Genomic DNA, 26,040 nt, shown 5'->3' with positions numbered 1-26,040 from the left:
GTGACTATGCATTGGGGACCGGCGGCGTGGCTGCAACTCATCACGATCGTCGCGATCCTGGCTCTGCTGCATGTGCCGTTGGGCAACTACATCGCATCGGTCTACTCCAGCGAAAGGCATTGGCGTGCTGAGCGATTGATCTATCGAATAGTTGGAGTGCAGCCGGATCGCGAACAGCATTGGGTCTGGTACGCGGCATCGGTGGTCGCGTTCTCGGTGGTCAGCGTGGCCGCGCTGTTCAGTCTGCTGATGCTGCAAACGCAGCTGCCCGCACCTTGGGGCGCGCCAGGAATGGCGCCGTTGCTCGCGCTGAACACGGCGGTCAGCTTCGTCACCAACACCAGTTGGCAGAACTATGCCGGCGAGTCGACGCTCGGTCATTTCGGACTGACCGTCGGCCTGGGCGTGCATGCCTTCGCCAGCTCCGCTGTCGGCATCGCCGTGGCCATCGCGCTGATACGCGGCATCGTGCGTCGTCAGACATTCGAACTCGGCAATTTCTGGGTGGACCTGGTGCGCGGCATCATCCGGATCCTGATCCCGATGGCGTTGATCATTGCGGTTCTGCTCACCGCACTCGGTGTGATGGAGACTTTCGGTCCGGCACAGGCGATCGGCAGCCTGGCCGGCGGCTCGCAGACCTTGCCGTCCGCGCCGGTTGCGTCGTGGGAGTCCATCAAGCTGATGTCCGGCGACGGCGGTGGTGCCTTCAACGCCAACAGTGCGCACCCGTTCGAGAACCCGACACCGCTGACCAACGTCATCGAGATCGTGACCATGGCCGTCATCCCGGTGTCGCTGGTCCGCACCTACGGTGTCATGGTCGGCGACCGGCGTCAGGGCTGGGCCTTGCTGGCCGTAGTTGTCACGCTGTTCGGGTTGGGTACCGCGGCCGTCGGGATCTCGGAAGCGATGCCGCACGGCACCATCGCCGGTGCGGTCGGTACTGCGCTGGAAGGCAAGGAGATTCGCTTCGGAATGCCCGGTAGTGCGCAGTTCGGCCAGGTGGCCACCGCTACCGCGGACGGCGCGGCCAACTCGTCGTACGACAGTTTCACCAGCGTTGGTGGCGGCGTGCTGATGGCCAACATGATGCTGGGCGAGATCAGCCCCGGCGGCACGGGCAGCGGACTGTACGGTTTGGTCGTCATCGCGCTGCTCGCCGTGTTCCTCGGCGGTCTGATGATCGGCCGCACGCCGGAGTATCTGGGCAAGCGGGTCAGCGCCCGGGAGATGAAGTTGGTCAGTCTGGCAGTGCTCACCCCGCCGGTGACGGTACTGACCGGCGTCGCGATCTCGATGGCGCTGCCGGCCGGCGCCAACGCCACGACCAACTCCGGCCCGCACGGGCTGTCCGAGGTGCTGTATGCGTTCACCAGTTGTGTCGCGGGTAACGGCAGCGCGTTCGGCGGATTCAGCAGCAACACAACAGGATTCAACATCAGTCTGGCGGTGGCAATGATCATCGGCCGGTTCGTGCCGATGATGCTGGTGCTCGCCCTGGCCGCCAGCTTCGCCAGGCAAAGTTCCGGGGCAGTCACCGACGGCACTCTGCGCACTCATCAACCATCGTTCGTGGGGCTGATGATCGGCGCCGCCCTGATCGTGGTCGGACTGGAGTACCTGCCGGCACTCGCGTTGGGCCCCATCGTCGAACGGTTGTCCTAGCAGGCTGTCGGTGCGCTGCGGTCGGGCGTCGCAGCTGATTCGATCCTCCGCGCCAATGCCACGAATGGCGCGCGCCGCACCGCTTCCGACGTGCCCGGTGCCTCCGGATGCCACTGCACCGCAAGCACCCAACCGTCGACGGCCTCGAACGACTCGATCAGGCCGTCGGCAGCATAACCCGTCGCCACCAGCCCGGCGCCCAGCGATGCGATGCCCTGGTGGTGCGCCGACGCCACGACGATCCGGTCAGAGTCATGTGCGGCCTGGACTCGGCTATCTGCTGTCAGGGCAACCGTGTGCCAACCGAACAGCTCGCCGGCCGTCACGCTCCGGTGCGGGACTTCACTTGGTACCAAGTCGATCTGGAGATCGCCACCCCGAAGTACGTTCAGTACCTGCGCTCCACGACAGATGCCGAGCACCGGCAAGCCGGCGTCCTGTGCCCGCGCCGCCAAGGTGAAGTCGAGTTCGTCCTGCTCGTCGTTGACGTCGTACACCACCTCGGTAGTGGCCTGTCCGTACCGTTGCGGGTTGATATCGCCGCCACCGGGCAGCACGAGTCCACTGACGCCGGACAGTGCAACGAACGGGTCGTCGACCACCAGCGGGGTAAGCCCGGCATCGGCGACCAGATCGACAATCCGGTCGAAGAGCTCATTCGCCGCGATGACTCGTGGGTCGTCTCCCAGTGAGAACCGGCGCGGTACGACGACAACAGGTGCGGCCACTATCGGGTCTGTCCTCTCATCACGGGTCAGAAGTATCCGGAGTTGGGCGGCAGCGCGCCGTTGACGACGAAATCCCCCGTCGCCCAAGCTTTGTACGCCAGCGGGTTGTGGCTGGCGATGGTTCGCGCGTTGCGCCAATGCCGGTCGAGATTCAGTGTACGAGCTGTGGCCGATGCGCCACCGGTGTCGAACAGTCGCTGCGCGGCATCGAGGGTGAGCCTCTCCGCGACGAGTTGGGCCTTCGCCACCTCGATCGCGGCCGCACCGATGGCCTGTTGGTCGTCGATCTGGCCGGAGTCCACCACCCGATCCAGTGCCGCCGCGGCACCGAGCGTGACCGCAGTGGCGGTCGACGTCCAGGCCGCGATCTCCCCGACCGCCTGCAGGATGAACGGGTCCTGTGTGGCCGAGGGGGTCAACCCGTGGGCGGCGGGACGTGCCTTGTTCTGGACGAACCAGATGGCATCCCGCAAGGCGCCCTTGGCAATTCCCACTGTCACCGCCGTCAGGTACAGCTGCAGGAAAGTCTGGCTGTGCGCGAGCCGGTGATCCTCGGGTACCAGCGACACCTCGTCCTCGTGCACCAGCACCGACTCGAAAGTCGTTGCACCGCTGGCGGTCAGCCGCTGCCCGAAGCCGTCCCAGTCGTCGAACAACGTCACGCCCGGGCGATCAGCCGGAATGATCACGTGCACTTCGCGGCCGTCCTCCCGTTCGGCCGAGACGGCGATCAGGTCGGAGTAGAGGGTGCCGGTCGAGTAGAACTTCTTGCCGTCCAACCGGTATCGGCCGTCACCCGTGGCACGCAGCGTGGTGCCGATGGCCGCCGGGGACGCACCCACGGCCTCGGTGATCGCGTTGCCGACGATCTTTCCGCTGAGCACATCGGGGAACCAGCGGGCCCGCAGAGCGTCGTCGCCCCGGTTACCCAGGAGCCGCTCGACGAATCCGAAATGGGCGCGCAGCGCCTGGGCCACGTTCGAGCTGGCCTGCGCGATATCAATGACGGTCTCGATGACATCGACGATGGAACCGCCTGGGCCACCGTACTCCTGGGGGATCCGGAGTGCGAGGACGCCGGTGTCGGCGATCGCGCGAATCGCATCATGGTGCAACGTTCGGGTCAGCTCGTGCTGGGCGTCGTCCGCGCCGAGCTTCTCGACGACCGACTCCAGCGACGCCCGCCGGTCCGCGACCGACCCTGCGGCCAATGCCGTGATGGTCATGGGATTTCCTTCTCAACTCATCGGAACAGGGGCAGGATGTGGGTCGCGAAGCGCTCCATCTCGGTCTCCAGCGGCTGGAACTGCAGCATGAACAGGTCTATCCCGAGGCCCGCGAATGTCGTGATCCGTTCGGCCACTTGCTCATAACTGCCAATGAGGCCGGCCAGGGTGCCGCCGTTGGTGCCCACGCGCGCGACACCCTCGTGCACCTTGAACATCGCGGTGGCGGGGTCGGCTCCCACCGTGCGGTCTCGTTGTCCCGAACCATCAACCAGGCCCTGCAGGTACTCGAACTCGTGCTGCGCTTCTTCCTCCGACTCACGGGCGATGACGAACGCCGACAGCCCGAACTGCAAGGGCTCCGGCTTCTTCCGCTCGCGACGCCGCATGTCGTCGATGATCTCGGCGGCATCCTGTGGCGGCCGCCCGTTGAGGAAGAACACGTCGGCCTGCGCCGCCGCCAGGACGCGCGCCGCTTCGGACTCCCCGCCGAGGTAGACGCGCGGGGTCCGCTCGAGGGCCGGCCGCAATTGCGCGCCGGCCGCGACGGCCCCGTCCAGCCCGGACTCGATGGCGTCGCCGCGCCACAGCCGACCGACGACGTCAAGCCACTCCCGGGAGTACTCGTATCGGTCACCGTGGGTGACGTCGCCGAGGCCGATTGCCTCCAGCTCAGGAAGGAACCAGCCGCTGACGAGGTTGATCGCCACGCGGTCGGAAGCGATCTGTTCAATATTGGCAACGGTTTTCGCGAAGACCAACGGATTGAACAGCAGCGGCTTGATCGCGCCGATCAACTCGACGCGGCTGGTGGCCTCCGCCAGGCCGGCCAGCGTCGACCAGGTTTCCAGTACATCGTGTTCGGCACCACCCGGATGCAGGACGTGCTGGGCCACCAACGTCGAATCGAAGCCCAGCTCTTCGGCGCGCACGATGAGATCGCGTGTCCGGCGGTAGCTGGCATCGGGCACCTCGACGGGATGTGTTCTGGCGCCCCAGGTTCCATAGACGGGTGCCCACACCCCGAACCGGGGCGCCGTGAGTGTGGCGGTCATGAATTCTCCAGGTAGCGCCGGAATTCCCAGTCGGTGACGGCACTGGAGTACTCGTCCCACTCGCTCTGGGCGATCTCGGCGAAGTCGTGCACGGAGTCCGCGCCCAAGATGTCGACGATGGCGTCATCGCTGCGGGCCAGCGCGATCGCAACACTGAGCGATTCCGGTAGCCGGACCCCGACGTCGTAGAGGTTGCCGGTCTGCGGCTCTGACGGATTGCGTCGGGCTTCCAGGCCAGCCACGACGGCGGCCAGGGCAGATGCGATGAGCCAGTACGGGTTTGCGTCGGACGCGCCGGTGCGCAGTTCGATTCGCGTCGCCTCGGGCGTCGACTCCAACAGCGACCGGACGGCGGACGTCCGGTTGTCCCGGCTCCACGTCAAGGTCGCCGGGGCGAACGATCCGGGGACGTACCTGCGGTACGCGTTGACCGAGTGCGCGCCGAACAGCGTGATGGACGGCAAGTGTTCGAGAAGGCCGGCGATGGCGTGCAGACCGACCGGGCTCTCGGCACCGTCGGCCCCGGCAAGGACCGGCTCACCGTCGCGCCACAGCGAAATGTGCAGGTGCGCAGAACTTCCGGAATGCTCCGAGAATGGCTTGGGCATGAACGTCGCCAACTTGCCGTTGCGGCGGGCGATCTCCTTGACGGCATACTTCAACCGCGCGCTGTTGTCGGCGGCATCGAGCGCGTCACTGTAGACCAGATTGGCCTCGACCTGTCCGGGACCGTATTCGGTCAGCAGGCCCTCCAGGGAAGTGAACTCGCGCAACACCGAATAGAGCTCGCTGAGCACCGGTTCGAGAGTGTTGGCGTTCTGCAGCGAGTAGGCGTGTACGTCGTCCTGGAAGATCGACCCGTCGGCATTGAGCAGGTAGAACTCGAACTCGGCGCCGACCTTCGCGGTGTACCCCAGGGCCTCCAGCCGCTGGATGACGCGCCGCAACACCGCACGGGGATCGAGCGGTGACGGCGTCCGGTCGTGACCGACGATGTCGGAGATGACGTGCCCCACGCCGGATCGCCACGGCAGCGCACGGAAGGTGCTCAGGTCGGGTACGGCGAAAGCGTCGGGGTAGCCCGTGTTCCAGTTGGTCGACCGAAGGCTCTCGATCACCCGGGCGTTGGAGTTCCACGCGAGCGCGCCATCGCAGAAGCCGAATCCGGAAGTTTCAGCGCGCCTACGGAACTGGTCGACGGGGACCCGCTTGCCCAGTGCGTGGCCGAACTGGTCGCTCCATGCCACCTCGACCTCGGTGATGACGCCGGAGTCCAGCAGGTCGACAACGTTCCTGTGCCGCTCGTCGGTTGCGGCGTCTGCGGTCAGCGACATCTCAGCCCTCCTCGCCTGCCGGGGTGGCCGACTCGGTTCGCGCGCAGCGGTAGCCCAGCACGGCACCGCCCACGAAACCCACTACGAGCACCAGGATTACGGCCAACGCCAACCCTGACGACCCGCCGACCAGATCCTTGAGGTTCACCAGGATCAGGACCAGGAACGCCACCAGCCCGGCCAGGCCCAGCGCCGGAGCCACCCGGACGCGCAACACCGAGTAGTGCCGCCGGTCCCGTGCGAAGAACGTCAACACGGCCGCACTCGTCAGCACCATCAGGGCGAGCACACCGACCGTGGTGATCCCGGACAGCCAGGTGTAGAACTCCGTGCTCGGGTCGAGCTTCGCCACGATGGCGACACCGATGATCGCGAGGATCAGTGCCGACAGCGCCAGCGATGCGACGTGCGGCGAGCCGTGGCGGGTGTGGGGCCGGCCGAAGGCCGCGGGCAACACGCCCCGGCCGGACAGCGCGAACAGGTAGCGGGACACCACGTTGTGGAAAGACAGGATGCACGCGAAGAGGCTCGTGACGAAGAGGACTTGAATGACGTCCGCTCCCACCACACCCAGGTAGCGCTGCGCGGTGTCGACCAGCATGGTGCCGCCCGAATTCGTTGCGCGCTCGATGGCTTCGTGATCGCCCCACGCCGAGATCAGTGCCCAGCTCGACACCGTGTAGAAGACGCCGATCACCGCGAGCGCGAGGTATGTCGCGTACGGAATGGTGCGGTCCGGATCGCGGGCCTCGTCGCGGAAGATGGCGGTTGCCTCGAAGCCGAGGAACGAGATGATCGCGAAGAGCAGCCCGATACCCGGTGCGCCCGAGGTGATCTGCGCGGGATCGAGCAGTCCCGTCGACAATCCGTGGTCACCACCGCGGGCGACGATCACCGCGTCGAGTACGACGACGATCGCAATCTCGGCGACGAGCAGAACCGCGAGTACCCGGCTGGACAGCTCGATGTTGCGGTACCCGAGGTAGGTGATCACCGCGAGCCCGGCCAACGCCCATACCGGCCAGGGCAACTGGGGTACGCCGACGAGGGCCAACAGACCGCCGAGCTGCGGACCGAGCAGGCCGTAGACCGCGGCTTCCATCGACGCGTAGGTGAGCACCGCCACGAACGCCGCACCGATTGCCGGGGCGGCGCCGAACCCTTGCTGCACATACGAAAAGAACGCCCCGGCCTCACGAACGAAGGGCGTCATCGCGGTGAAGCCGACCGCGAACAGCAGCAGCACGACGGTGGCGATGACGAACGTCGCGGGGAACCCTGATCCATTGCCGGTGGCGATACCCAAGGGCACCGGTCCGCCGATGACGCCCAGCGGCGCCGCCGCAGCCAACACCATGAAGACGATGGCGGGGATCCCCAAGTTGCCGCGAAGACGCTGCGCGCCGGCCGGAGGCCCACCATCGGTGCGCACCGCCGTATGTTCGACTGTCATGACGCCCCTTGCTGGTCGGTGAATGTTGTTGGAGACAAAAACTATTGGTCGGGGTGGACACGCTCCAGCGGGCAGGACACCGGCGCTGACAATGCGTCACATGCCGTAACATTCGGCGGACTTCGGGGCCGCAGACTCGGCCGCCGGTCGGTAGTCTCCATGACATGGCGCCGCGGGCGCGTCAGTCAAAGGGGTTGTCAGTGGGGACCATTCGATCGATTCGCGGTACGGGCCGCGTCCTGCGCGTAGGTGCGACACCGGTCCCGCACGCCGAGATCCTCGATCACGTCCGCCCGGTGGTCGCGCGCGACGGCATCGACCTCCACGTCGAGGTGTTCGACACCTTCGACGAACCGAACCACCACCTGGTCGCCGGGACGATCGACGCCAACTTCTTTCAGTACCTGCCATTCCTCGACGAGTTCAACGCCTCGGCGGCTCAGCGACTGGTTCCCGTCGCGCCGGTGCACATCGAGCCGTTTGCGCTCTACTCGGAATCGATATCCGCTCTCGGCAACGTGCCGCAGTACGCACAGGTGGCGTTGCCCGGCGATCCGGCGAACGTCGGGCGCGCTCTGCACATCCTTCGCGACCTGGGTCTGGTAACCCTGCGCGCGGGTGAGTCGTCTGCCCTCGGCGTCGCCTCGGTGATCGCCAACCCAAAACAGCTGCTGTTCAAGGAGATCGCCAGCGCGCACCTCGCGGATGTCCTCGCCGACTTCGATCTGGTGTTCCTGTTCGGCAACTACGCCATGGACCGTGAGATCGACCTGCAGTCGGCGCTCTACTGTGACCACGCCAACCGGGACTACGCCGAATACCTGGTCGCCCGCCCGGACAACCATGAGAGCGAACCAATCAGGCTGTTGGCCAGAGCTTTACAGTCAGATTCCGTACGTTCGTTCATCGCTCGCTCGTACGGCGGCCTGGTGGTGCCGGCGTTCTGACGGTCAGGCAGACCGGATCGGTCGGTGGTCCCGAAAGCGTGTCGAGGGCTGCGGGTCGAAGCGATAACCCTTGCCACGGACCGTCGTCAGCGTCAGGGCATGTGCACCCAGCTTGACCCGGAGCCGTCGCACATGGGTGTCGACGGTCCGCATCGAGGCGAACCCCGCGTCCCAGACGTTCTCGATCAGTTCGTCGCGCGAGATGATCCGTCGCGGGTGTTGCGCCAGATAGGCCAGCAGCTCGAATTCCTTGTAGGCCAAGGCGATCGGGTGCCCGTCGGCGCTGACCTGCCGGGTGGTCCGGTCGATCACGAGTCCACTCATCGGCGCCGGCGGCGGAGTGCGGGCCGGGGCCGTGCCGGCCACCGCCTTCGCCACCCTGGCGCCGGGCACGCGATATGCGAGGTACGCGCTGAACTCGTCCATCAGGGTCGTCACCTCAGCCAGTGCATCGCCGGTGGGAAGCTCCACCGACAGCACCACCTGCGGTGCCCGCACACTGCGGCCCTGATACATCCAGACTCCCTCATCGATCCGGACTCCAGTGTTCGCGGGAGAGCCGGCCTTGGACATCGTTACCGTCACGTTGAATCGAACGGGCTTTCGCGGCGGCCGATGACACGGTCCGGTCACGATCTGCAATCAGCACGTCACGGCCACAACTTTCACATCTGTCGCATTGTTAACATCTCGAAATGCAGGACTTCCCGGAGACCACCGGCCTTCGGCGCCCGTTCTCGCGTCGTGACGCGCTGCGCTATGCCGGCGCAGCGTCGGCACTGGCTGGGCTGAGTGCGGCAGGTCTCGGCCTGCCGACGGCTGCGGCAGCCGCGCCCACGCTGATCGACTTCGCCATGAAGCAGATTCCGGCGCAAGACATCCGGGCCGCCGGGCACGCCGGCGTCGTCAACTACGTCTCGACATCGCGCCCCGGCTCGACGATGGGCGCGAAGCCGATCACGCTGCCCTATGCCCGGTCACTCGCCGCGGCGGGGCTCGCGATCGTGAGCAACTACCAGTACGGCAAGCCCGGCGGGACCGCGCCGTCCGATTTCACGCGCGGTTACGCTGGCGGCGTCGCCGATGCGCGCACCGCCTGGCAACTGCACACCGCGGCGGGCGGCGGCCAGAGCGCACCGATCTTCTTCTCCGTCGACGACGACATCAACCGCGAAACGTGGAACAACGTCGCGCTGCCATGGTTTCGCGGCATCAACTCGGTACTCGGCCCGCAGCGCACCGGCGTCTACGGCGGCATCAACACCTGCCAATGGGCCGCGGCCGACGGTGTCATCGGGCGCTCGACCACCCCCGGCAAGGTGTGGGCGTGGCAGACCCGGTCCTGGTCGGGCGGCAAGATCTATCCGGCCGCGGTGATGTATCAACGGATCGTCAGCACCGCGTCCAATCCGGGTCCGGTGGTCGGTGGTCTCGAGGTCGACGTCAGCGACGCCCTGGCCTCCGACGTCGGGCAGTGGAACCTGCATCCGTGAGGACGCGGTCGTGACCACAGCCATGGAGATCCATGGCTGGCGCGACCTCGGATTGATCGTCGGCCTCGCGCTGGTGATCATGATCGGCTCGCTGGTGATCACGCCCCTGTTGGTACGACGCGGGCTCAAGACACCGGCCGGGCTCCGGCTGATCAACCGGATCAGCGTCCGGGCGGTCCAGCTGGTGAAGCGGCCGATCACCATCATGGTGCTCGACGAGGTCATCGACGTCATCAAGACCGGTCACTACACGCGCAACATCTCCGACGCCATCGAAGAGAACTACACCGAGCTGAAAGCCCTTGCGGCCGACAAGATCCGCACAGACGCGGGCATACCCGTCATCAGCCGTATCCCCGGATACGACAAGGTCGTCGGCCAGGCGAGCGAATCCGTCATGCACGTCCTCATCGCGATGCTCGCCGATCCCCGGATGGACGAGTTCGTCTCCGACCTACTCCGCAACAATCTCGAACAGATTCAGAATGCGGTCCGCCGCCGCGAGCATGAGCGCGCCGCGTCGTTCCGGCAGGCCGGCACGCCCGCTACCGCGGTCGCAGATGCAGCCACGTCCCGACGTCCGCCCGGTGACATTTGACCCCCGCTACAACTCGGTGACTCGTCCGCCCTCGACGAGCCACGACCGGTCCAATCGGACGTTCTGCAACATGCGGCGGTCGTGGGTCACCAGAAGTAGTGCGCCGTCGTAGCTTTCGAGCGCCTGCTCGAGCTGCTCGATGGCCGGCAGATCGAGATGGTTGGTGGGCTCATCGAGCACCAACACATTCGTCCCACGCGCCTGCAGTAGCGCCAGGCCTGCCCGCGTTCGCTCACCGGGAGACAACTCGTCAACGGTGCGTTCCACATGGTCGGCGCGCAGCCCGAACTTCGCGAGCAAGGTGCGCACATCCGCGGTCGTCCAGGACGGCACGAATTGCTCGAAGCGATCGACGAGCCGGCTGTCCCCGGTGAAATCGGCACGCGCCTGGTCGATCTCACCGACGGCGACGTTCGTGCCCAAACTCGCGCGGCCCTCGTCCGGCTGCTGCCGACCGAGCAGGAGCCGCAGGAGCGTCGACTTTCCCGCGCCGTTGGGGCCGGTGATACCGATCCGCTCGCCGGCATCGACCTGCAACGACACGGGACCCAGGACGAAGTCTCCTTGTCGCACAACGGCATTGTCGAGCGTCGCGACAACCGAACTCGACCGCGGTGCCGCACCGATGGTGAACTGGAGCGTCCACTCCTTGCGGGGTTCCTCCACTTCCTCGAGACGGGCGATCCGGCTCTCCATCTGCCGGACCTTCTGCGCCTGCTTCTCGCTGGACTCGGTCTGCGCGGTGCGCCGGTTCTTGTCGTTGTCGGGAGCCTTGCGCATCGCGTTGCGCACACCTTGACTCGACCACTCGCGCTGCGTGCGTGCGCGCGACACGAGATCGGCCTTCTTCTCGGCGAACTCATCGTACTGTTCACGGCGATGCCGCCGCGCGACCTCACGTTCTTCCAAATAGCTCTCGTAACCGCCGCCGTAGACGGTGGTCCGGTTCTGCGCCAGATCGAGTTCGACAACGCGGGTTACGGTGCGCGCCAGGAACTCTCGATCGTGGCTGACCAGCACGACACCGCCGCGGAGGTTGCCGACGATCTCTTCCAGGCGCGCCAGTCCGTCAAGGTCGAGGTCGTTGGTCGGCTCGTCGAGCAGGACGATGTCGAAACGCGACAGCATCAACGCCGCCAACCCCACGCGCGCGGCCTGGCCACCCGACAACGCCGTCATCAGCGTCGACTCCGGCCGCACCGCGTCGGAATCGAGCCCCAGGTCGGCCAATACCGCCGGCAGTCGTTCCTCCAGATCCGCCGCACCCGTCGCGAGCCAGTGATCCAGCGCAGCGGAGTAGGCATCGGCGTCCGCAGTCGAATCGGCCAGTGCCTCGGCCGCGGCATCCATCGCCCGGGTCGCGGCCGCACATCCCGTGCGACGCGCGACGTACGCGGCGACCGTCTCCCCCGGCACCCGCTCGTGCTCCTGCGGCAGCCAGCCCACGAACGCGTCGGCCGGCGCCAGGTTGACCACGCCGTCAAGCGGTGCGAGTTCGCCCGCCAGGATGCGCAGCAGTGTGCTCTTGCCGGCCCCGTTGGAGCCGACCACGCCGATCACGTCGCCGGGCGCCACCGTCACGTCGAGCCGCTCGAAGAGCGTGCGGTGGGCGAATCCGCCGGCGAGGTTGGTCGTGACGAGCGTCGCGGTCATGGCCCAATCGTCGCATCACCGCAGCAGCTCGACTCCGCGCGGAGGCACCTACGCCGTGATGCGCATTTCCTGACCTGGATGCGAGCTCAGGGTGACGACGACCGTGCCGCTACCCGTCGCGAAGTTCTTGTTCGCGTAGCCGATGAACCCGTAGTGCCCGTCGATCGTCGAGACCGCGGAGATGTCGCCCCGGCCGGAGGCGCCGGTGTCGAGATTGCGCCAGGCGGCCGTCACCGTCAGGGAGCAGGAGCCGTCGTAGATGCCGGCGTCGTAGCGGATCGAGACCCCGATGCCGTGCCCGACGGCATCACCGATCTGGACCGGCGTCTGCTGCGCGTCGGCGCTCACGGTGCCGCCGCACGTCGGGGACGCGACCACGGGAACCGCAGCGAGCTGTCCGAACGCATCGGCCTGGGCCGCAGCCACCGACAACCATGGCGCAGCGAGTGCGACGACGATCGGACCAGCAGCGCGGAACGGGGTCATGTCAGTGCTATCGGCGACGGCGGCGGCTGTGTTAGCGCGGCGGCGGGCATATTTCCTGCACCCCCGGCGTTATCAATGTTTGTCTCAATTGTCACATGGGTACCGTTGATAACAGCACCCCCAGTGTGGGTGCGTCGGTCGACAGAGAGTCCATACGTAGAAAGAGCCGAATGGGTTATCGCTATGAACACCGTTTTGTACTTCAGCATCAACGGCGCCGTTTATGAAACCCGCGCCTACACGCCGGCAGACATCACCGATCTGATTCAGGGCCAGCGGCTCCAGTGCCTCACCAGCACGGACCGCCAGTTCGACTTCTGGTTCAGCCCGACCTCACGCGGGTGCCAGCGCCGCGTCAATCGCAGGGCAACCGAACTGTTGCTGGCGACAACGAGTTTCACCGCCAAAACTGTTCCGCTGCTGCGTGGGACCATCGTCCTGGCCAGTCATGACGCCGACGGCGATCTCGACGGGCTGAGCTGGCTGCAGCTGGATCAGCTGTCCAAACTCGATCGCACGCTCACCGCCCGCGACGAGCGAATCCTGAACCGCCGCATCATGCGTGAAGAGCGCCGCCTGCGCAGCGAAACGGCCGCCAAATCGCGTCGCGCTGCTTCTGTCCCAACGGCGCCGTCGGCCGCGAAGGCTCAAACAGGCTTGCGCTGGACTGGTTTCGCCGCACCGGCACAGTAGTGAGCGACCGGGCCCACTCACACGGTTTGGCGCGTACCGCCCGACCAGGCCGGATCCCGGCCGATGAACCCCATCAACCGGGCCACCGGGCCCGCGCCGTCCGCAACCGCGACGGGTGGTCCGTACTGCCCCGATGAGCGCAGCAGGTCCTCGATCCCGGCCATCCCCGCGAGCATCTGCGCCGCGAATTCAGGTTCCAGACCGGATTCTCGGCCGTTCGCGGTGGCCAGATCCCAGGTATGCATGTACACGTCGGCGGTGTAGAACCGGTCGATGGCGTCGGCAAGCCGGTGCGAACCCGCCATCGGATGGCTGAAATCGCGGTCGGCCGCGTCACCGTCGAGCAGACCTTGCACCGCCGCGGTGTGTGCGACCCACGCCGAGAGCGGGTCGTCCGCGACGGGCGGACCAACAGGCAACACCACACCTCCCGCCCTGAGAAAATCGGTGAACCAACCCACCAGATGCGCGACGACGTCGCCAGCATTCCAGTCGCTCACCGGCGTGGGAGCTGACCAATCCCGCACAGCCGCAGCATGTTCGGTGAATCCGGCGGCGATGTGGCGGTGCCGTTCGGCGGCCGTGAGTGCGTGCAGCGCAGCCATGGCGCTCAGAGCTCGCCGACCAGTGCGTCGAGTTTGGCGTAGCCCTGGTCGACGCCCGTCTCCATCCCGGAGGCCAGCCAGGCGTCACGCCCCTCGAAGCTGTCCACCAACGACTGCGCGTGCAACCGGGTGCGGCCGTCGCCGAGATCCTCGAACCACAGCGTCTCGAGCGACACGTCGTCGGGCATGCCCTCGAAGGTGAAGGTCTGGACGATCTTGTCCGCGGCGACGGTGTGGAAGCAACCACGGAAGCCGAACTCCTGGCCGTCGCGGACCGCGACGTAGCGCCAGCTGCCGCCGTCTCGGGCGTCCCACTCCACGATCCGGGTGTCCATGCCGTCGGGCCCCACCCAGCGGGCGAACACCTCCGGATCGGTGTGTGCCTTCAGTAATTGCGCTGGGGTGGCGTGGAAGTCACGGGTGATGCGGATGAGTGGCACATCCTTGTCGGCTTCGATCACGGCCTGCGCGGTGTTCATGATGCTTTGCCCTTTCGTCGCGGTTTCGATTCGTTGTCATTCATCTCTGCCAGCACCGCATCCAGGCGCTGGTAACGCTGTTCGGCCTGCTGCTGATAGCGCTCGATCCACTTGGTCATCAGGTCGAACACCTGCGCTTCCAAATGCACCGGCCGGGTCTGTGCGGCACGGCCCCGGCTGACCAACCCCGCGTCCTCGAGCACTTTGAGGTGCTTGGAGACCGCTTGCAGGCTGACCTCATACGGTTCGGCGAGCTCGCTCACCGTCGCATCGGCCGTCGTCAGCCGGGCCACGATGTCGCGGCGGAGCGGATCACTCAGCGCCGCAAATACTTTCGACAGCTGGTCGGTCATCTTCTTCCTCAACTATTTGGTTGAGGAAGAAGTGTGCGCGTCACGGTTGTCGTTGTCAACCCATTGGTTGAATACGATGTCGACGAGGCCGCCCCGGGCGTGTGTCCAGTCCGACCGATACCGGGCCGAGGCGAAAGCGTGGCCTCAGTCCGACAACCTGGCGCCGCAGCAACCGCTAATGTGCACACGCACAGGTGGCAAACCACAGGTGCTGCGGATCAGCGCGCGCGACGAAAGGCGGTGAGGTCGACGTTCAACGAATTGTGGGGTTGGTTGGTCGATCGCGACTGGACGTTGCGCGAGATCCATACCCCGATGGAGTGGTTCGCGTTCCTCAGCATCCCGTTGTTCACCGCGGTGATCGGCTGGCTCATCAACTGGACCGGCCTGATCATGCTGTTCTATCCCGTCAACTTCCACGGGTTCAGAATCCCGGGAATGGCCGAGCTGGCACGGCTGTTGCCGCACAAGCTGCAAGAGATTCCGGGCATCCTGCAGGGCGGAGTCGGCTGGCAGGGCATCGTGCCCGCCCGCGCGGCCAAGATGGGCTCGATCGCGTCTGACAAGGCCATCGCCAAGCTCGGTACGCCCGCGGAGTTCTATCAGCAGCTCGAGCCGGACATGATCGCCGAGCACATCGTCAAGCTTTTCGAAGCTGAAATCCCGCAACTCGTCGACGAGGTGATGGTCGCCAACGACCCCCAGTTCTGGCGCGACCTGCCGACCGTCGGCAAACGCGCGATCGTCGCGCGGGTCCAGTCGCAACTACCCGACGTGGTGCGGTCGATCACCACCGAGATCGGCATCCACATCGACCAGCTGCTCGACCCCAAGATCATGGTCATCGAGCACTTTCGGAAGAACCCTGACCTCGTTATCCGCGTCTTCAAGGACATCGGCCAGCGCGAGCTGAACCTGATGGTCAACTTCGGCTTCATCTTCGGGTTCCTGCTGGGCATCCCCGTCGCGTTCATCGACCACTGGTTCCACACCTGGTGGATGCTGCCGACGCTCGGCGTCATCGTCGGCTGGATCACCAACGCACTCGGCATGTGGCTCATCTTCGAACCGACCGAGCCGACGCGCTATTTCGGCATCAAGTTCCAGGGCCTGTTCCTGCGGCGGCAAGAACAGGCCGCCGAGGTGTACGCCGGAATCATCGCCGACGACGTCATCACGCTGGAACGCATCGGCGACTTCCTGATCGACGGCCCGAGCGGCGACCGCACCCGCCAGATGATGGCCGCGGCGCTCGGCCCGGCCATCGACCGGGCCGCCGGCCCCATCCGGGGTGCCGCGCGGGTGGCACTCGGCGCCCAGGCCTACGACTCGATCAAGGCCGGCTTCGCCGCCGAGGCCGTCGGCCGGACGCTGACGCCCTTCAAGGACGAAGAGTTCTCGAAGGCGCAATCGGGGAAAATCCGCACGCTGATCGCCCAGCGCACCAAAGAACTTCCGCCGACCGACTTCGTGGAGATGCTGCGTTCGGCAATCAGGGAAGATGAGTGGATGCTCTACGCTCACGGCGCGATCATGGGCGCTGCCGGTGGCTTCCTCCACTACGGGATCTTCTTGGGACTTGGTGTGGCATGAGTGACGACCGACGCCAGGCACCCAGACGACGCCACGCCCAGTGGGGACCACTCAGCGCCACGTTCTCTCCCTCATCGGAGCCGTCCTCGTCGCTCCTTCCCGCGAGCGAGATCGGCGAAGCACTGCCCGGCCTCGTCCGCCTGGCCGCGACGGCCTGGGTACGCACGGCGGAATGGACCCTGGTTGCCGGGCTCAAAACGGGCCGTCGCGCACTCGAGATAGTCGCCGACCCGGCATCGGCGGCCGACACCGCACGCGAGCTGATCTCCGGCGTTGCCCAGGCCGGCACCGTTTTCGGCGAGGTGGCCAAGGCCGTCTCGAACGGTGTCTCGGTGTCGCAGGCCGTCGTCCAGGTCAGTGCCTCACTCACCGAAACCGTGACGACGACGCACGACGTTTCGCATCAGCAGGAAGAGGAAGAGCGCCAGCGCAAGATGGAACAGTCGCTGCGCGCTCAGGGGCAGGCCCTGCTGACCCGCTCGCGCGACGTGTGGAACACCGAACGCGGCCACCCCGCCTACGCCCGCATCCTCGAGGAGATGGCGCCCGACGAGGCCCGCATCCTGCTGTTGCTCCTGCGCGGCGGACCGCAGCCGGCGGTCGACGTCCGCACGGGCGGCCCCATCGGCATGGTGTCCTCGCGGCTGGTGGCTCCGGGCCTCAACATGATCGGCCCGCGGGCGGGCCTGCGCTACATGGACAACGTGCCCGCCTACCTCAACAACCTGTTCCGGCTGGGACTGATCTGGTTCTCGCAGGAACAACTACGCGACCCGCTCGAATACCAGGTGGTCGAGGCCCAACCGGACGTGCTGGCCGCGATGCACTCGGTGCGCGCACACAAGGTCGTCCGCCGGTCGATCCACCTCACCCCGTTCGGCGTCGACTTCTGCCGCGCCTGCCTGGTGTCCGAAGACGAAGACGTCGCGGCCCTGCCCGAGCATCATGCGCCGCACGACATCGAGTGAGCGGCGCCTCGATCTGACCGGCGCGCGCCCCTAACCGTGGGCGTGCGTGAGTTGCGCCGCGATGGACTCGATGGCCTGCGTCAGGTCCAGGTACGGGATGCCGGGGTCACGTTCGTGGTAGATCGCGGTGACGATGATCGGAAGTGTCGCAGCGGCTTCCGGGTAGTTCTGGATGTCCATGCGAGCAACCGCCTCGGCCACCGGCACACCTTGGTCGTAGAGGCGCGTCGCGTCGTTGTGCAGGGTGGACCAGAATCGGATTCCGCGGTCGATCGCCGCGTTGATCTCGGGACTGATCAGGACGGGGCCGTGCCCGGCGACGACTTTTCGGGCACCGAAGGCGCGGATGCGCTCGAGCGCTCTGATCCAGTTCGGGATCGAACCCGACCAGGTGACCGCAACGGGGTTGTGCGTCAACAAATCTCCGGCGTACAGCACACCCAGCTCGGGGAGATAGGCGACGGCGTCGCCCACGGTGTGCGCCGGCCCCAGCTCGTGGAGTTCGACGTCGATGTTGCCGACTCTCAGCGCCTTTTCACCGTTGAAGGTGGTGTCGGCGGCCCGAACCCGCACCTCGGAGAAGTCGAACGGCTGGCCAAGTGGCGCGAGGGCCTGCAGCGGACCGCCCGGCTGGGTATCGGTGTTGAGCAGTTTCGTGGTGAGGTCGGCATGTTCCTGAGTCATCAGGGCACTGGCAGCTTCGGTGGTGATGATCTCGGTATCAGCGGAGAACACCTGGTTGCCGAAGAAGTGGTCACCGTCGGTGTGGGTGTTGAAGACGTACCGCACCGGCGCTGACTCGGTCAGTTCGTCCATCTGTGCACACATGGCCCGTGCGTGTTGCACGTCGTAGAGGGTGTCGATGACGAGTGCTTCGCCGGCACTCACCACCAGGCCGGCATTGGCCAACCCGAGGGCTTCATTGCCGGACAGGAAGACATGCGCTCCCCCACCGAGGTCGAATAAGCCTTTCACAAAAGGGATTTCGTCGGTCATCGTTCGTCCTTCGCTCGTTCGTCGTGCAGCTTGGCAGTGGCGTCGGCCAGAATGTTCGCGGTGCCAGCGGCTTCATCTTCAGGGACGACGCCGAGGGTCTTGATGAACATCGCGGTCATCACGTAGTGACCGACCAGCAGCGTCACCTCGGCAATTTCGTTGTCGGAGAAGAACTCCTGCATGGCCTCCGCGCTCGCCGCGCTGCCCTTGATTCGTGCCAGCAGGTCATCGACGAACCCGATGAGCACGTCGACGCGACGGTCTCCGAACTCGGTGGCTCCTGACACGACGCTGTCGATCGTCGGCTCCGAAACCCCGGCGGCCCGCGCTTCGGGCACGTGGTGGTGAATCTCGTACGGGGCGTTCGTCACCGCGCCCACTCGCAAGATCACCAGCTCCCGCGTGTCGGCCGACAGCGCGCCCGTGCGGAACGAAAGACCCAGGGCCAGATACGGCTTCGCGCTCGCGCTCGTCATCACCAGACCCCTCGAGAGGTTGGCCGGAAACAGGTCATAGACCTCGCGTTGCGCGGGATCGAGGTCCTCCACGTTTGGCAGTTGAACAGCCACGAATCCTCACCTTCGCTTCAAAAGGAGTCTTGTTCGGCGGCGCTCATAAGATACGGAGCGTTTCCTATCGCCAGAGTAGCGCGGCCGGTTAAGATACGCAACGTGCCTAATCGAACAGCGGCCGTACCGCCCGAGCCGGTTTCCCGACGCCGGGACGACGCGCTGCTGTCCGCCATCCGCGACGCCACCTGGGCCGAGCTGACAGACAACGGGTACACCGGTGTCACGTTCGAAGGCGTCGCCCGCCGCGCCAAGACGGGCAAGCCAGTTCTGTACCGCCGCTACCGTTCTCGTGCACAGATGGTCACCGACGCGCTACCGACGCTTCGCACCCCACCATTCGAGGTGGCGTCGTCCAAGGGGCTGCGCGAGGACATCCTCACGATGGTCAAATCCCTGGTCGATCAGTGGCAGCAGATCGGCCTCGACACCTATCGCAACCTCATCGCCGAAGCCGACGAGGCCACCCTGGAGACCTTTCAGGCGAAGGTGGCCGCGCAGACGGATCAGACGATTCGCCGCGCGTTGGACGCCGCGCGGGATCGAGCCGAGATCGGGCCGGCCAGGATTCCCGACCGCGTGGCCACGAGCATTCTGGCGCTGATGCGCAACGAATTAGTGTTTGCACACAAGATTATTGAGCCCAGCGCCCTCGCCGAGCTGATCGACCTCATCTACCTGCCGGCCGTCGAGGCCGCCTCGCGCAAACCCACGTAAGAAGAGGTTCGGAGACCTCTGACTATCGTGGGGCTGTGACCACATGGCATGGCGACGAACTCGATCTTGAGGCTTACTTCGCCCGCATCGGCTTCGATGGCGAGCGACTCCCGACGGCCGCGACCCTGGCCGCTCTACATCGCGCCCACACCACCTCGATTCCGTTCGAGAATCTGGAGATCATGCTCGGCCGGCCGATCGTCCTCGAGCTGGATACCTTGCAGAACAAGATGATTCGACACCGACGCGGCGGCTACTGCTACGAGCATGTGACGGTGTTCGCGGCGGCACTGGAGCGGCTCGGCTTCCGATTCACCGCGCTCGCCGGGCGCGTCACCCTGGGCGCGGAGACGAAGCGCCCGCGCACGCACGCGCTGATCGTCGTCGAATTCGACGACGATCGCCGCTGGCTGTGCGACGTCGGATTCGGCCGCGGACCACTCGAACCCATCGAGCTCATCACGGGCAACGAGGTCGAGCAAGACGACTGGCAGTTGCGCCTGTCCAGGGCACCGCTCGGCGCCGACACCGAGGTGTTCCACCCCGACGAGTGGACGCTGTGGCAGCGGTCGAGTGTGGACGGCACGGTCGGCTGGCTCGACCGGCACGTCTTCACGCTCGACCCGCAGTATCCGATCGACTACGCCGTTGCCAACCACTTCGTGTCGACCTCGCCGCGATCACCTTTCACCACCCGGCCGTTCGTCCAGCGATTCGCCGCCGACGTCCAGCATGTACTCGACGGAACCACCTGGACCACAACGAATCCCGACGGCTCATGCTCCACACGGGACGTCAAGATCGCGGACGTACCAACCTTGTTGGCCGACACCTTCGGCGTCGAGTTGTCCGGTGACGACGCTGCCGGTCTGGTCGACTGGATGCGAGCGCGCCTCTAGGTGGCTGGATGAAACCCGCGTAGGACGGTGTCGAGGTGTCGCCGCCAAAGTTCGTCGCCACCGCCCGCCGCGACGATGCCGCGTAGCGCCCAGATCGTTGCGGTCACGTCTGCGGTCGTCACGTCCCGACGGATCGCCCCGGAGTGCTGCCCGCGCGACAGCAAGGCTGCCGACTGCTGCCGGAGTTCCTCCACGAGTTGCTGTGGCGCGAGGTCGCCCCACAGATATGCGGACAGCCCGCTCTTGCGCACGAGTTCGGCACCCACGGTGTGGAGGAAGATGCTGAGGCACCGGTCGTCAGGTGCCGCGTGCGCTTCCTGAGCGGCTGTCAGCAGGCGCCCGAAGAACTCGCTCAACACTTCGCGGACCAGAGCTTCCTTGTTGGGGAACCGTCGGTAGAGCGTTGCCGGACCCGTCCCGGCCGCGCGTGCGACATCCTCCAACGTCGCCTGTGTGCCGTGCTGCGCAAACACGTCCTCGGCAGCGGCGACCAATCGGCTGCGGTTGGCTGCCGCATCTCGTCTCATCGTCGACTCCACTTCCGGGCGTACTATCTGATAGTGAAACTATCACTTATTGCGAAGGGGTTCGACAGTGACGACAGTTGATGGCATGGCACGGCTGCAGATCGGCCATTCGGAACTCCGTGTTCGGCCGGTCGGTCTCGGCTGCATGGGGATGTCGCAGAGCTACGGAAACGCCGACGATTCGACGTCGATACGAACCATCCGTGCAGCGCTCGACTTGGGCGTGGACCACCTCGACACTTCAGACGTTTACGGCGCTTCCGACATCACCTGGGGCGTCCCGATCCGCGGGTTCGGACACAACGAGGAGCTGATCGGCAAGGCCATTTCCGGACGTCGCGACGAGGTGGTGCTGGCCACGAAGTTCGCCGCCCGGATCAACGAAACCAACGACGGGATCGCGATCGACGGACGGCCCGAGTACGCAACCGCCGCTTGCGAAGCCAGTCTGCGGCGCCTCGGCACCGACGTGATCGACCTGTATTACTGCCATCGCCTCGATCCACACATCCCTATCGAGGAAACAGTCGGGGCCATGGCCGAGTTGGTCGAGGCGGGCAAGGTCCGCGCGATCGGTCTCAGCGAGGTGGGGCCCGAGACCTTGCGCCGAGCACAGACGGTGCATCCGATAGCGGCGTTGCAGAGCGAGTATTCCCTGTGGGAACGCGGCATCGAGGGCGGTATCGCGGAGACGTGTGCTGCGTTGGGGATAACGCTGGTCGCCTACAGCCCGCTGGGCCGCTCCGCACTCACCGGAGCGTTGGCTGCCGATGCGACCTTTGCGAAGGGTGATCTGCGCGCCACCAACCCGCGCTTCACCGCGGAGAACCTGGAGACGAACCTGGCTCCCGTGGCCGCACTGAACGAGCTGGCCGATCAAAAAAGTTGTCGCCCAGGCCAATTGGCGTTGGCCTGGCTGCTTTCGCGCCCCTTCTCCGTGGTGACGATTCCCGGTACCAAGCGCGCCGAGTATGTGGCCGAGAATCTCGCCGCCACCAACGTCGCCCTGAGCGCCGACGAATCCGCCTACCTCTCAGCGGCTTTCGCCCCGGGAACCATCGTCGGCGACCGCTATGCGCCGGTGCACGCCAGCACCGTGGCGCCACGCTGAGCGCAATGACGGCCACCAATGCCGCGCGCCCTCTCGTGCTCGGCCAGATCGCATCACTGACCGGCTCCAATTACATGGGGTTGGAGAACTTGGCCGGCGCCGAGCTGGCGGTGCAACAGCTCAACGATGCCGGCGGCGTGCTCGGACGCCGTATCGAGCTGCACGTCGAAGACGACAGCAGCCTGCCGCAGGGTGCAGTCGATGCTTACGGTCGGCTGGCTGGGCTGCGAACAGTCGCGGTTATCGGTACATCGTTCTCCAATGCAAGCCTCGCCGTCCTTCCACATACCGACGAACACCAATTGCTTTATGTCTCAACGGGTGCCGCGCACACGCAGGTCGATCCCGTGCATCGGTACGTCTTCATGACGCCACCGCCCGGGCATCTGGTGGCCGAGCAACTGCTGCGATTCCTCAACGGCGCCGGCATCACCGAGGTCGCTGTCGTCATCGATGCCGACAGCGCGTTCAACCGGGATGCCTGGGCGGCTCAGAAAGCCATGCTCGGTCGTCACGGCATTACGGCCGTCGCAGTCGAGTACGTCCACGTAGACACCGCCGATTTCGGGCCAGCAGTCCGCCGGATCGCCGAGAGCTCGGCGCAGGCGTTGATGGCTTGGGTGACCGGTCCACCGGCGACAGGTTTGGCGCGTGCTGTTCGGGCTGCCGGGCTCGGCATGCCGTTGGTGATGGGCATCGGGGCAGCAAGCCCGGGGTTTGTGAACTCGATTCGCACCGCCGCCGACGGCATCCTCGTCGGAACGTCGCCGACCAGCGTCGGTTCGGACCTACCAGAACCGACGCTGCGGCTCACGATCGAAGCCCTGACCGCACCCTTCGAGCAGCGGCACGGCGCACTCCCATCCCAGTTCGCCGTCGACGGTTACATCGCCGCCAAACTCATCGCGGCGGCGATCGAATCCGCGGGAACCGAAGACCGTGACGCCGTCCGGGACGCGATGGAAACGCTGACATGCACGACGGCTGCCGGTCGCTACGCCTTCTCGCCCAGCGACCATTCGGGCTTGGACGTTGATGACGTCGCCGTCGCCGTCATTCGAGACGGCCGGTTCCGTCTGACACCGTGGTCGGCAGGCAGGCTACGAGGGCACTTGTGCGGAACGGGTGCGAACTGCTCGTGACCGACGGGGCCGGTCTGGCCACGTGCCGCTGTCACTCTGACGGCGGGGTGGTGCTGAAGATCGGCCAACAGATTTCCGTAGCGGTGAACGCTGTCGGATCAGAGGGCGTGCTGCCGAGGTAGTGCTCGCGGATCGGCCCCTGGCCACTGATGAGATGCTCGTTGGCGTATATGCCCAGCGTCCCGTAGCTGCGGTCGATGCTTTCGTCGTGACCCCCGGAGTGGGTGAGCACCGCGTAGTCGGCCTTGGGTAGCACCCCGGCGCGGACACCCTCCGGCGGGTCCGTGGATGGCGGCGCAGGCACGAATAGAGTTGCGTGGCCGCGTGATTCGAGGAACAACGCTCGGTCGTAGAGGCCGCCCGGCACGACTGCGGATGGTGCGCCCGCCGCAGCGACCGCGTCCCGCAGTCTCCCCAGTGCCGCTGCGAACCAGCTGTCGATCTCGGATACCTCGATGGTGGCGCCGACAGACCACACGGCGAGTGCCGGCTCCTGGCGCACCTGCACGAAGGCGGGAGTCTGTACGGGAGAAAGCAACTCGCGCAGCGCGCCAACGGTGTCACGAGTCTGCTGCAGCTGCTCTTCCATCTGTTCGAGATGAGTCGTGATGATCTCGGTGCGCGTCGCGGCGTCGTCTGTGCTCAGCAGCGCCTTGATGTCGGGAATGGACATACCGAGAGATCGGAACCGTCGGATGATGTGCGCGTGATCGACCTGGCTGGTGTCGTAGAAGCGGTAGCCGGTGTGCGCATCGATGTGAGCTGGTTCGAGAATCCCGATGTCGTGGTAGTGCCGTAGCGCTTTCCTGCTCAGGCTGGTCATGACGGCGAAGTCACCGATCGAAACCTGTGCGCCCACGACATCCTCCTCATGCGATCGGCCACCCGCGATATCGGCTGAGGCCATCCTGCAGTCTCCCCCTAGGGCAAGGTCAACATCGCGGCCCAGGCTTGACCCTCCCCCTACAGGAAGCTCCACCGTGGGGTCATGACCACAGATTGGGATGCACTCCCGGACAACATAAAGATGTTCATGACCGCGCTCAGCACACCGCAGGACGGCCGCGCCGTTGCCACCTTCACCGCCGATGCGGTCGTGACCGACGAGGGGCGCGACTACACAGGCCGTGACGAGATCGGGGCCTGGCTGACCGCGTCGGCCGGCGAGTACACGTACACGTCAGAGTTCACCGGCGCGACCATCACCGACACCACCATCGACATCGGGCAGCACCTGGAGGGCGACTTCCCGGGCGGGGTCGTCGACCTGCACTTCCGCTTCACCCTCGACGGCGCGTCGATCAGCCGGTTGGTGATCGAGCCATGAGCAGGAGATGGTTCATCACCGGAGGCACGCCCGGCGGCTTCGGAGTGGCCTTCGCCGAGGCAGCGCTGGAGACCGGAGACCGCGTGGTGCTCACGTCCCGGCGCCCGCAGGAGCTGGCGACCTGGGCCGAACAGTACGGTGACGCCGTTCTCGTCGTGCCGCTGGAACTCACCGATGGGGCGCAGGTGCAGCGCGCGGTGCGCGCCGCCGAGGAGCACTTCGGCGGTATCGATGTACTGGTCAACAACGCGGGTCGCGGTTGGTACGGATCAATCGAGGGGATGGACGAGACCTCACTGCGGGCGATGTTCGAACTGAACTTCTTCGCGGTGCTGTCCGTGACGCGCGCAGTGCTGCCGGGCATGCGTGCCCGCGGAAACGGGTGGATCGTCAACGTGTCCTCGGTCGCCGGGCTCGTGTCGGCGGTCGGATTCGGCTACTACAGCGCGACGAAGTTCGCCATCGAAGCCATCACCGACGCGCTGCGCGACGAGGTCGCCGCGAAGGGCATCTCCGTGTTGACGGTCGAGCCGGGCGCGTTCCGCACCAACGCCTACGCCGGCTTCACCAACGAGCCTGTCGCAGAGGCGATTCCGGAGTATCACGACATGCTGGAGCAGGTCCGGGCCACCTTCGTCGGGATGGACGGTGTGCAACCGGGCGATCCTCGCCGCGGAGCTCGTGCGGTGCTGGCGGCGATGGCCCAGGACTCGCCGCCCCGCCGACTGGTCCTGGGCAACAGCGGGTACGACGCCGTGATCGATGCGCTGAAGCAGAACCTGGCCGACATCCGAGCCAACGAAAAACTCTCTCGCAGTGCGGATTTCCCTGCCTAGTCGAGCGCCCTTCTTCCTTCTGCGGCCCTCACCGCGGGGTGGTGATCACCACTACTGCTTCAGCGGCACCACCGACGGCGGCGAACCGGTGGCGGCGATCGCTCAGCCAACTCAGCGTCGCCCCTTCCTCGACCAGGCTCTCCTCACCGACCGGCCCGGCCAGCACCTTGCCGTCGACGACCGTGAGGTGCTCGCGAACGCCCACCCCGTGCGACGGCGAGATGTGCTCGGCGCCGTCGGGGAACTCCAGGCGGAACACCTCAACGGTCACCCGGGGCAGGTGCCGCACCGAGAGCAGCACCGTGCGCATCCCGCCATCGGCGGCAGGATGCACGCCCGGGGTCTCGCCGACCAGCGCGGTCAGCGGTACATCCAGGGGTTCACACAGGGCGTAGAGGGTCTCGACCGTGGGATTGCGACCGCCCGACTCGATCTCGGACAACGACCCCTTGCCCACCCCCGCTCGGCGGGCGAGCTCGGACAGGCTCAGACCCCGCTCCACCCGTAGCTCGCGCAACCGGCGACCGACCTCTCCTGCATACATCTCCTCATGGTACGTTCCGTTTACAGAACGTTCCGTATTC

The 26,040-nt window shown here is 66.0% G+C and carries 29 protein-coding genes; 13 read left to right on the top strand and 16 right to left on the bottom strand.

The window, feature by feature from the left end; all coding sequences use genetic code 11:
• The first annotated feature begins 6 nt into the window (after window positions 1-6).
• Window positions 7-1,668 carry a potassium-transporting ATPase subunit KdpA gene (kdpA, locus tag BR47_RS0116150; RefSeq protein WP_029120149.1) on the top strand — a complete coding sequence of 554 codons (1,662 nt, stop codon included), beginning with the start codon at window positions 7-9 and terminating at the stop codon, window positions 1,666-1,668.
• Here the strand turns inward: kdpA and BR47_RS30720 are convergent.
• From BR47_RS30720 to BR47_RS30715, 5 genes are read right to left on the bottom strand one after another with little or no spacing between them, the layout of a single operon-like run.
• Window positions 1,665-2,396, bottom strand: coding sequence for a gamma-glutamyl-gamma-aminobutyrate hydrolase family protein (locus tag BR47_RS30720; RefSeq protein WP_051634834.1), 732 nt, complete (start codon window positions 2,394-2,396; stop codon window positions 1,665-1,667). The two genes, kdpA and BR47_RS30720, sit on opposite strands and share 4 nt — an antisense overlap.
• A 26-nt stretch (window positions 2,397-2,422) precedes the next feature.
• On the bottom strand, window positions 2,423-3,622 hold the full coding sequence (locus BR47_RS0116140; RefSeq protein WP_029120148.1) for an acyl-CoA dehydrogenase family protein: 1,200 nt from the start codon (window positions 3,620-3,622) through the stop codon (window positions 2,423-2,425).
• Window positions 3,623-3,639: 17 nt separating this feature from the next.
• A complete protein-coding gene (locus BR47_RS0116135) occupies window positions 3,640-4,677 on the bottom strand; it encodes an LLM class flavin-dependent oxidoreductase (protein WP_029120147.1) in 1,038 nt (345 codons plus the stop codon).
• The gene (locus tag BR47_RS0116130) at window positions 4,674-6,011 is read right to left on the bottom strand and encodes a glutamine synthetase family protein (RefSeq protein ID WP_029120146.1); all 1,338 of its coding nucleotides are present in this window, start codon (window positions 6,009-6,011) and stop codon (window positions 4,674-4,676) included. Before BR47_RS0116130 ends, BR47_RS0116135 begins: the two co-directional genes overlap by 4 nt.
• 1 nt (window position 6,012) lies before the next feature.
• Complete coding sequence (locus tag BR47_RS30715) at window positions 6,013-7,464, bottom strand: APC family permease (RefSeq protein ID WP_051634833.1); 1,452 nt, start codon at window positions 7,462-7,464, stop codon at window positions 6,013-6,015.
• 200 nt (window positions 7,465-7,664) lie between these two features.
• On the opposite strand from BR47_RS30715, the gene BR47_RS0116120 reads away from it, so the two are divergent.
• Window positions 7,665-8,411 carry a MetQ/NlpA family ABC transporter substrate-binding protein gene (locus tag BR47_RS0116120; protein ID WP_029120145.1) on the top strand — a complete coding sequence of 249 codons (747 nt, stop codon included), beginning with the start codon at window positions 7,665-7,667 and terminating at the stop codon, window positions 8,409-8,411.
• Window positions 8,412-8,414: 3 nt separating this feature from the next.
• Here BR47_RS0116120 and BR47_RS30710 read toward each other — a convergent pair whose 3' ends face one another.
• Window positions 8,415-8,927, bottom strand: coding sequence for a winged helix-turn-helix domain-containing protein (locus BR47_RS30710; protein WP_051634831.1), 513 nt, complete (start codon window positions 8,925-8,927; stop codon window positions 8,415-8,417).
• Window positions 8,928-9,106: 179 nt separating this feature from the next.
• Here BR47_RS30710 and BR47_RS0116110 point away from each other — a divergent pair, with 179 nt between their 5' ends.
• Window positions 9,107-9,904 (top strand): DUF1906 domain-containing protein, encoded by a 798-nt coding sequence (locus BR47_RS0116110; RefSeq protein WP_020099770.1) that lies wholly within the window; start codon window positions 9,107-9,109, stop codon window positions 9,902-9,904.
• A 10-nt stretch (window positions 9,905-9,914) separates the two neighbouring features.
• Complete coding sequence (locus tag BR47_RS32150) at window positions 9,915-10,502, top strand: hypothetical protein (protein WP_131810204.1); 588 nt, start codon at window positions 9,915-9,917, stop codon at window positions 10,500-10,502.
• 6 nt (window positions 10,503-10,508) lie between these two features.
• Here the strand turns inward: BR47_RS32150 and abc-f are convergent, their stop codons facing one another.
• Both abc-f and BR47_RS0116095 read right to left on the bottom strand, forming a co-directional pair.
• Window positions 10,509-12,155: a ribosomal protection-like ABC-F family protein gene (abc-f, locus tag BR47_RS0116100; protein ID WP_029120144.1), complete on the bottom strand. Its 1,647-nt coding sequence runs from the start codon at window positions 12,153-12,155 to the stop codon at window positions 10,509-10,511.
• A gap of 48 nt (window positions 12,156-12,203) precedes the next feature.
• Window positions 12,204-12,641 carry a hypothetical protein gene (locus BR47_RS0116095; RefSeq protein ID WP_029120143.1) on the bottom strand — a complete coding sequence of 146 codons (438 nt, stop codon included), beginning with the start codon at window positions 12,639-12,641 and terminating at the stop codon, window positions 12,204-12,206.
• 183 nt (window positions 12,642-12,824) lie between these two features.
• Here BR47_RS0116095 and BR47_RS0116090 point away from each other — a divergent pair, with 183 nt between their 5' ends.
• Window positions 12,825-13,334: a hypothetical protein gene (locus tag BR47_RS0116090; protein ID WP_029120142.1), complete on the top strand. Its 510-nt coding sequence runs from the start codon at window positions 12,825-12,827 to the stop codon at window positions 13,332-13,334.
• A gap of 17 nt (window positions 13,335-13,351) precedes the next feature.
• On the opposite strand, the gene BR47_RS0116085 is transcribed toward BR47_RS0116090, so the two are convergent.
• Genes BR47_RS0116085 through BR47_RS0116075 form a run of 3 tightly spaced genes read right to left on the bottom strand, consistent with a single transcriptional unit; the run spans window position 13,352 to window position 14,771 of the window.
• Entirely contained in the window at window positions 13,352-13,939 is a 588-nt protein-coding gene (locus BR47_RS0116085) for a DinB family protein (protein ID WP_036427418.1), read from the bottom strand.
• Window positions 13,940-13,944: 5 nt separating this feature from the next.
• Window positions 13,945-14,418 (bottom strand): SRPBCC family protein, encoded by a 474-nt coding sequence (locus tag BR47_RS0116080; protein ID WP_029120140.1) that lies wholly within the window; start codon window positions 14,416-14,418, stop codon window positions 13,945-13,947.
• On the bottom strand, window positions 14,415-14,771 hold the full coding sequence (locus BR47_RS0116075) for an ArsR/SmtB family transcription factor (protein WP_029120139.1): 357 nt from the start codon (window positions 14,769-14,771) through the stop codon (window positions 14,415-14,417). The genes BR47_RS0116080 and BR47_RS0116075 overlap by 4 nt, the downstream gene beginning before the upstream one ends.
• A gap of 240 nt (window positions 14,772-15,011) precedes the next feature.
• Here BR47_RS0116075 and BR47_RS0116070 point away from each other — a divergent pair, with 240 nt between their 5' ends.
• Together BR47_RS0116070 and BR47_RS33775 are read left to right on the top strand one after the other, a co-directional pair.
• On the top strand, window positions 15,012-16,364 hold the full coding sequence (locus BR47_RS0116070; protein WP_051634830.1) for a DUF445 domain-containing protein: 1,353 nt from the start codon (window positions 15,012-15,014) through the stop codon (window positions 16,362-16,364).
• Window positions 16,361-17,332: an Abi-alpha family protein gene (locus BR47_RS33775; RefSeq protein ID WP_036427416.1), complete on the top strand. Its 972-nt coding sequence runs from the start codon at window positions 16,361-16,363 to the stop codon at window positions 17,330-17,332. The genes BR47_RS0116070 and BR47_RS33775 overlap by 4 nt, the downstream gene beginning before the upstream one ends.
• 30 nt (window positions 17,333-17,362) lie before the next feature.
• Here BR47_RS33775 and BR47_RS0116060 read toward each other — a convergent pair whose 3' ends face one another.
• Both BR47_RS0116060 and BR47_RS0116055 read right to left on the bottom strand, forming a co-directional pair.
• A complete protein-coding gene (locus BR47_RS0116060) occupies window positions 17,363-18,328 on the bottom strand; it encodes an MBL fold metallo-hydrolase (protein ID WP_029120138.1) in 966 nt (321 codons plus the stop codon).
• Window positions 18,325-18,897, bottom strand: a complete 573-nt coding sequence (locus BR47_RS0116055; protein WP_029120137.1) for a carboxymuconolactone decarboxylase family protein — start codon at window positions 18,895-18,897, stop codon at window positions 18,325-18,327. The genes BR47_RS0116060 and BR47_RS0116055 overlap by 4 nt, the downstream gene beginning before the upstream one ends.
• 102 nt (window positions 18,898-18,999) lie before the next feature.
• Between BR47_RS0116055 and BR47_RS0116050 the strand changes: the two genes are divergently transcribed.
• Both BR47_RS0116050 and BR47_RS0116045 read left to right on the top strand, forming a co-directional pair.
• A complete protein-coding gene (locus BR47_RS0116050) occupies window positions 19,000-19,614 on the top strand; it encodes a TetR/AcrR family transcriptional regulator (protein ID WP_051634829.1) in 615 nt (204 codons plus the stop codon).
• A gap of 35 nt (window positions 19,615-19,649) precedes the next feature.
• Window positions 19,650-20,513: an arylamine N-acetyltransferase family protein gene (locus BR47_RS0116045; protein WP_029120135.1), complete on the top strand. Its 864-nt coding sequence runs from the start codon at window positions 19,650-19,652 to the stop codon at window positions 20,511-20,513.
• Here BR47_RS0116045 and BR47_RS32670 read toward each other — a convergent pair.
• A complete protein-coding gene (locus BR47_RS32670; RefSeq protein ID WP_081831310.1) occupies window positions 20,510-21,040 on the bottom strand; it encodes a TetR/AcrR family transcriptional regulator in 531 nt (176 codons plus the stop codon). The two genes, BR47_RS0116045 and BR47_RS32670, sit on opposite strands and share 4 nt — an antisense overlap.
• Window positions 21,041-21,125: 85 nt before the next feature.
• Here BR47_RS32670 and BR47_RS0116035 point away from each other — a divergent pair, with 85 nt between their 5' ends.
• Together BR47_RS0116035 and BR47_RS30690 are read left to right on the top strand one after the other, a co-directional pair.
• Window positions 21,126-22,151, top strand: a complete 1,026-nt coding sequence (locus BR47_RS0116035) for an aldo/keto reductase (RefSeq protein WP_029120134.1) — start codon at window positions 21,126-21,128, stop codon at window positions 22,149-22,151.
• 5 nt (window positions 22,152-22,156) lie between these two features.
• On the top strand, window positions 22,157-23,293 hold the full coding sequence (locus BR47_RS30690) for an ABC transporter substrate-binding protein (RefSeq protein WP_051634828.1): 1,137 nt from the start codon (window positions 22,157-22,159) through the stop codon (window positions 23,291-23,293).
• 31 nt (window positions 23,294-23,324) lie between these two features.
• On the opposite strand, the gene BR47_RS0116025 is transcribed toward BR47_RS30690, so the two are convergent.
• Complete coding sequence (locus tag BR47_RS0116025; protein WP_029120133.1) at window positions 23,325-24,152, bottom strand: MerR family transcriptional regulator; 828 nt, start codon at window positions 24,150-24,152, stop codon at window positions 23,325-23,327.
• Window positions 24,153-24,281: 129 nt separating this feature from the next.
• Between BR47_RS0116025 and BR47_RS0116020 the strand changes: the two genes are divergently transcribed.
• Window positions 24,282-24,620 carry a hypothetical protein gene (locus tag BR47_RS0116020; RefSeq protein WP_029120132.1) on the top strand — a complete coding sequence of 113 codons (339 nt, stop codon included), beginning with the start codon at window positions 24,282-24,284 and terminating at the stop codon, window positions 24,618-24,620.
• The gene (locus tag BR47_RS0116015; RefSeq protein ID WP_029120131.1) at window positions 24,617-25,456 is read left to right on the top strand and encodes an SDR family NAD(P)-dependent oxidoreductase; all 840 of its coding nucleotides are present in this window, start codon (window positions 24,617-24,619) and stop codon (window positions 25,454-25,456) included. Before BR47_RS0116020 ends, BR47_RS0116015 begins: the two co-directional genes overlap by 4 nt.
• A 28-nt stretch (window positions 25,457-25,484) precedes the next feature.
• Here BR47_RS0116015 and BR47_RS0116010 read toward each other — a convergent pair whose 3' ends face one another.
• Window positions 25,485-26,000, bottom strand: a complete 516-nt coding sequence (locus BR47_RS0116010; protein WP_029104826.1) for an XRE family transcriptional regulator — start codon at window positions 25,998-26,000, stop codon at window positions 25,485-25,487.
• Between the last annotated feature and the right edge of the window lie 40 nt (window positions 26,001-26,040).

This window comes from Mycobacterium sp. UNC410CL29Cvi84 (assembly GCF_000686745.1).
Lineage (GTDB): Bacteria > Actinomycetota > Actinomycetes > Mycobacteriales > Mycobacteriaceae > Mycobacterium > Mycobacterium mucogenicum_B.
Note: the sequence above shows the minus strand (reverse complement) of the source record. Positions and strands in the feature narration are given on the sequence as shown.

Bases quoted from the DNA above. Each gene is read 5' to 3' on its own strand.
- kdpA (WP_029120149.1), top strand. From the start codon at position 7: ATGCATTGGGGACCGGCGGCGTGGCTGCAACTCATCACGATCGTCGCG.
- BR47_RS0116140 (WP_029120148.1), bottom strand. From the start codon at position 3,622: ATGACCATCACGGCATTGGCCGCAGGGTCGGTCGCGGACCGGCGGGCG.
- BR47_RS0116135 (WP_029120147.1), bottom strand. From the start codon at position 4,677: ATGACCGCCACACTCACGGCGCCCCGGTTCGGGGTGTGGGCACCCGTC.
- BR47_RS0116130 (WP_029120146.1), bottom strand. From the start codon at position 6,011: ATGTCGCTGACCGCAGACGCCGCAACCGACGAGCGGCACAGGAACGTT.
- BR47_RS30715 (WP_051634833.1), bottom strand. From the start codon at position 7,464: ATGACAGTCGAACATACGGCGGTGCGCACCGATGGTGGGCCTCCGGCC.
- BR47_RS30710 (WP_051634831.1), bottom strand. From the start codon at position 8,927: ATGTATCAGGGCCGCAGTGTGCGGGCACCGCAGGTGGTGCTGTCGGTG.
- BR47_RS0116110 (WP_020099770.1), top strand. From the start codon at position 9,107: ATGCAGGACTTCCCGGAGACCACCGGCCTTCGGCGCCCGTTCTCGCGT.
- abc-f (WP_029120144.1), bottom strand. From the start codon at position 12,155: ATGACCGCGACGCTCGTCACGACCAACCTCGCCGGCGGATTCGCCCAC.
- BR47_RS0116095 (WP_029120143.1), bottom strand. From the start codon at position 12,641: ATGACCCCGTTCCGCGCTGCTGGTCCGATCGTCGTCGCACTCGCTGCG.
- BR47_RS0116090 (WP_029120142.1), top strand. From the start codon at position 12,825: ATGAACACCGTTTTGTACTTCAGCATCAACGGCGCCGTTTATGAAACC.
- BR47_RS0116085 (WP_036427418.1), bottom strand. From the start codon at position 13,939: ATGGCTGCGCTGCACGCACTCACGGCCGCCGAACGGCACCGCCACATC.
- BR47_RS0116080 (WP_029120140.1), bottom strand. From the start codon at position 14,418: ATGAACACCGCGCAGGCCGTGATCGAAGCCGACAAGGATGTGCCACTC.
- BR47_RS0116075 (WP_029120139.1), bottom strand. From the start codon at position 14,771: ATGACCGACCAGCTGTCGAAAGTATTTGCGGCGCTGAGTGATCCGCTC.
- BR47_RS33775 (WP_036427416.1), top strand. From the start codon at position 16,361: ATGAGTGACGACCGACGCCAGGCACCCAGACGACGCCACGCCCAGTGG.
- BR47_RS0116060 (WP_029120138.1), bottom strand. From the start codon at position 18,328: ATGACCGACGAAATCCCTTTTGTGAAAGGCTTATTCGACCTCGGTGGG.
- BR47_RS32670 (WP_081831310.1), bottom strand. From the start codon at position 21,040: ATGAGACGAGATGCGGCAGCCAACCGCAGCCGATTGGTCGCCGCTGCC.
- BR47_RS0116035 (WP_029120134.1), top strand. From the start codon at position 21,126: ATGGCACGGCTGCAGATCGGCCATTCGGAACTCCGTGTTCGGCCGGTC.
- BR47_RS30690 (WP_051634828.1), top strand. From the start codon at position 22,157: ATGACGGCCACCAATGCCGCGCGCCCTCTCGTGCTCGGCCAGATCGCA.
- BR47_RS0116020 (WP_029120132.1), top strand. From the start codon at position 24,282: ATGACCACAGATTGGGATGCACTCCCGGACAACATAAAGATGTTCATG.
- BR47_RS0116015 (WP_029120131.1), top strand. From the start codon at position 24,617: ATGAGCAGGAGATGGTTCATCACCGGAGGCACGCCCGGCGGCTTCGGA.
- BR47_RS0116010 (WP_029104826.1), bottom strand. From the start codon at position 26,000: ATGTATGCAGGAGAGGTCGGTCGCCGGTTGCGCGAGCTACGGGTGGAG.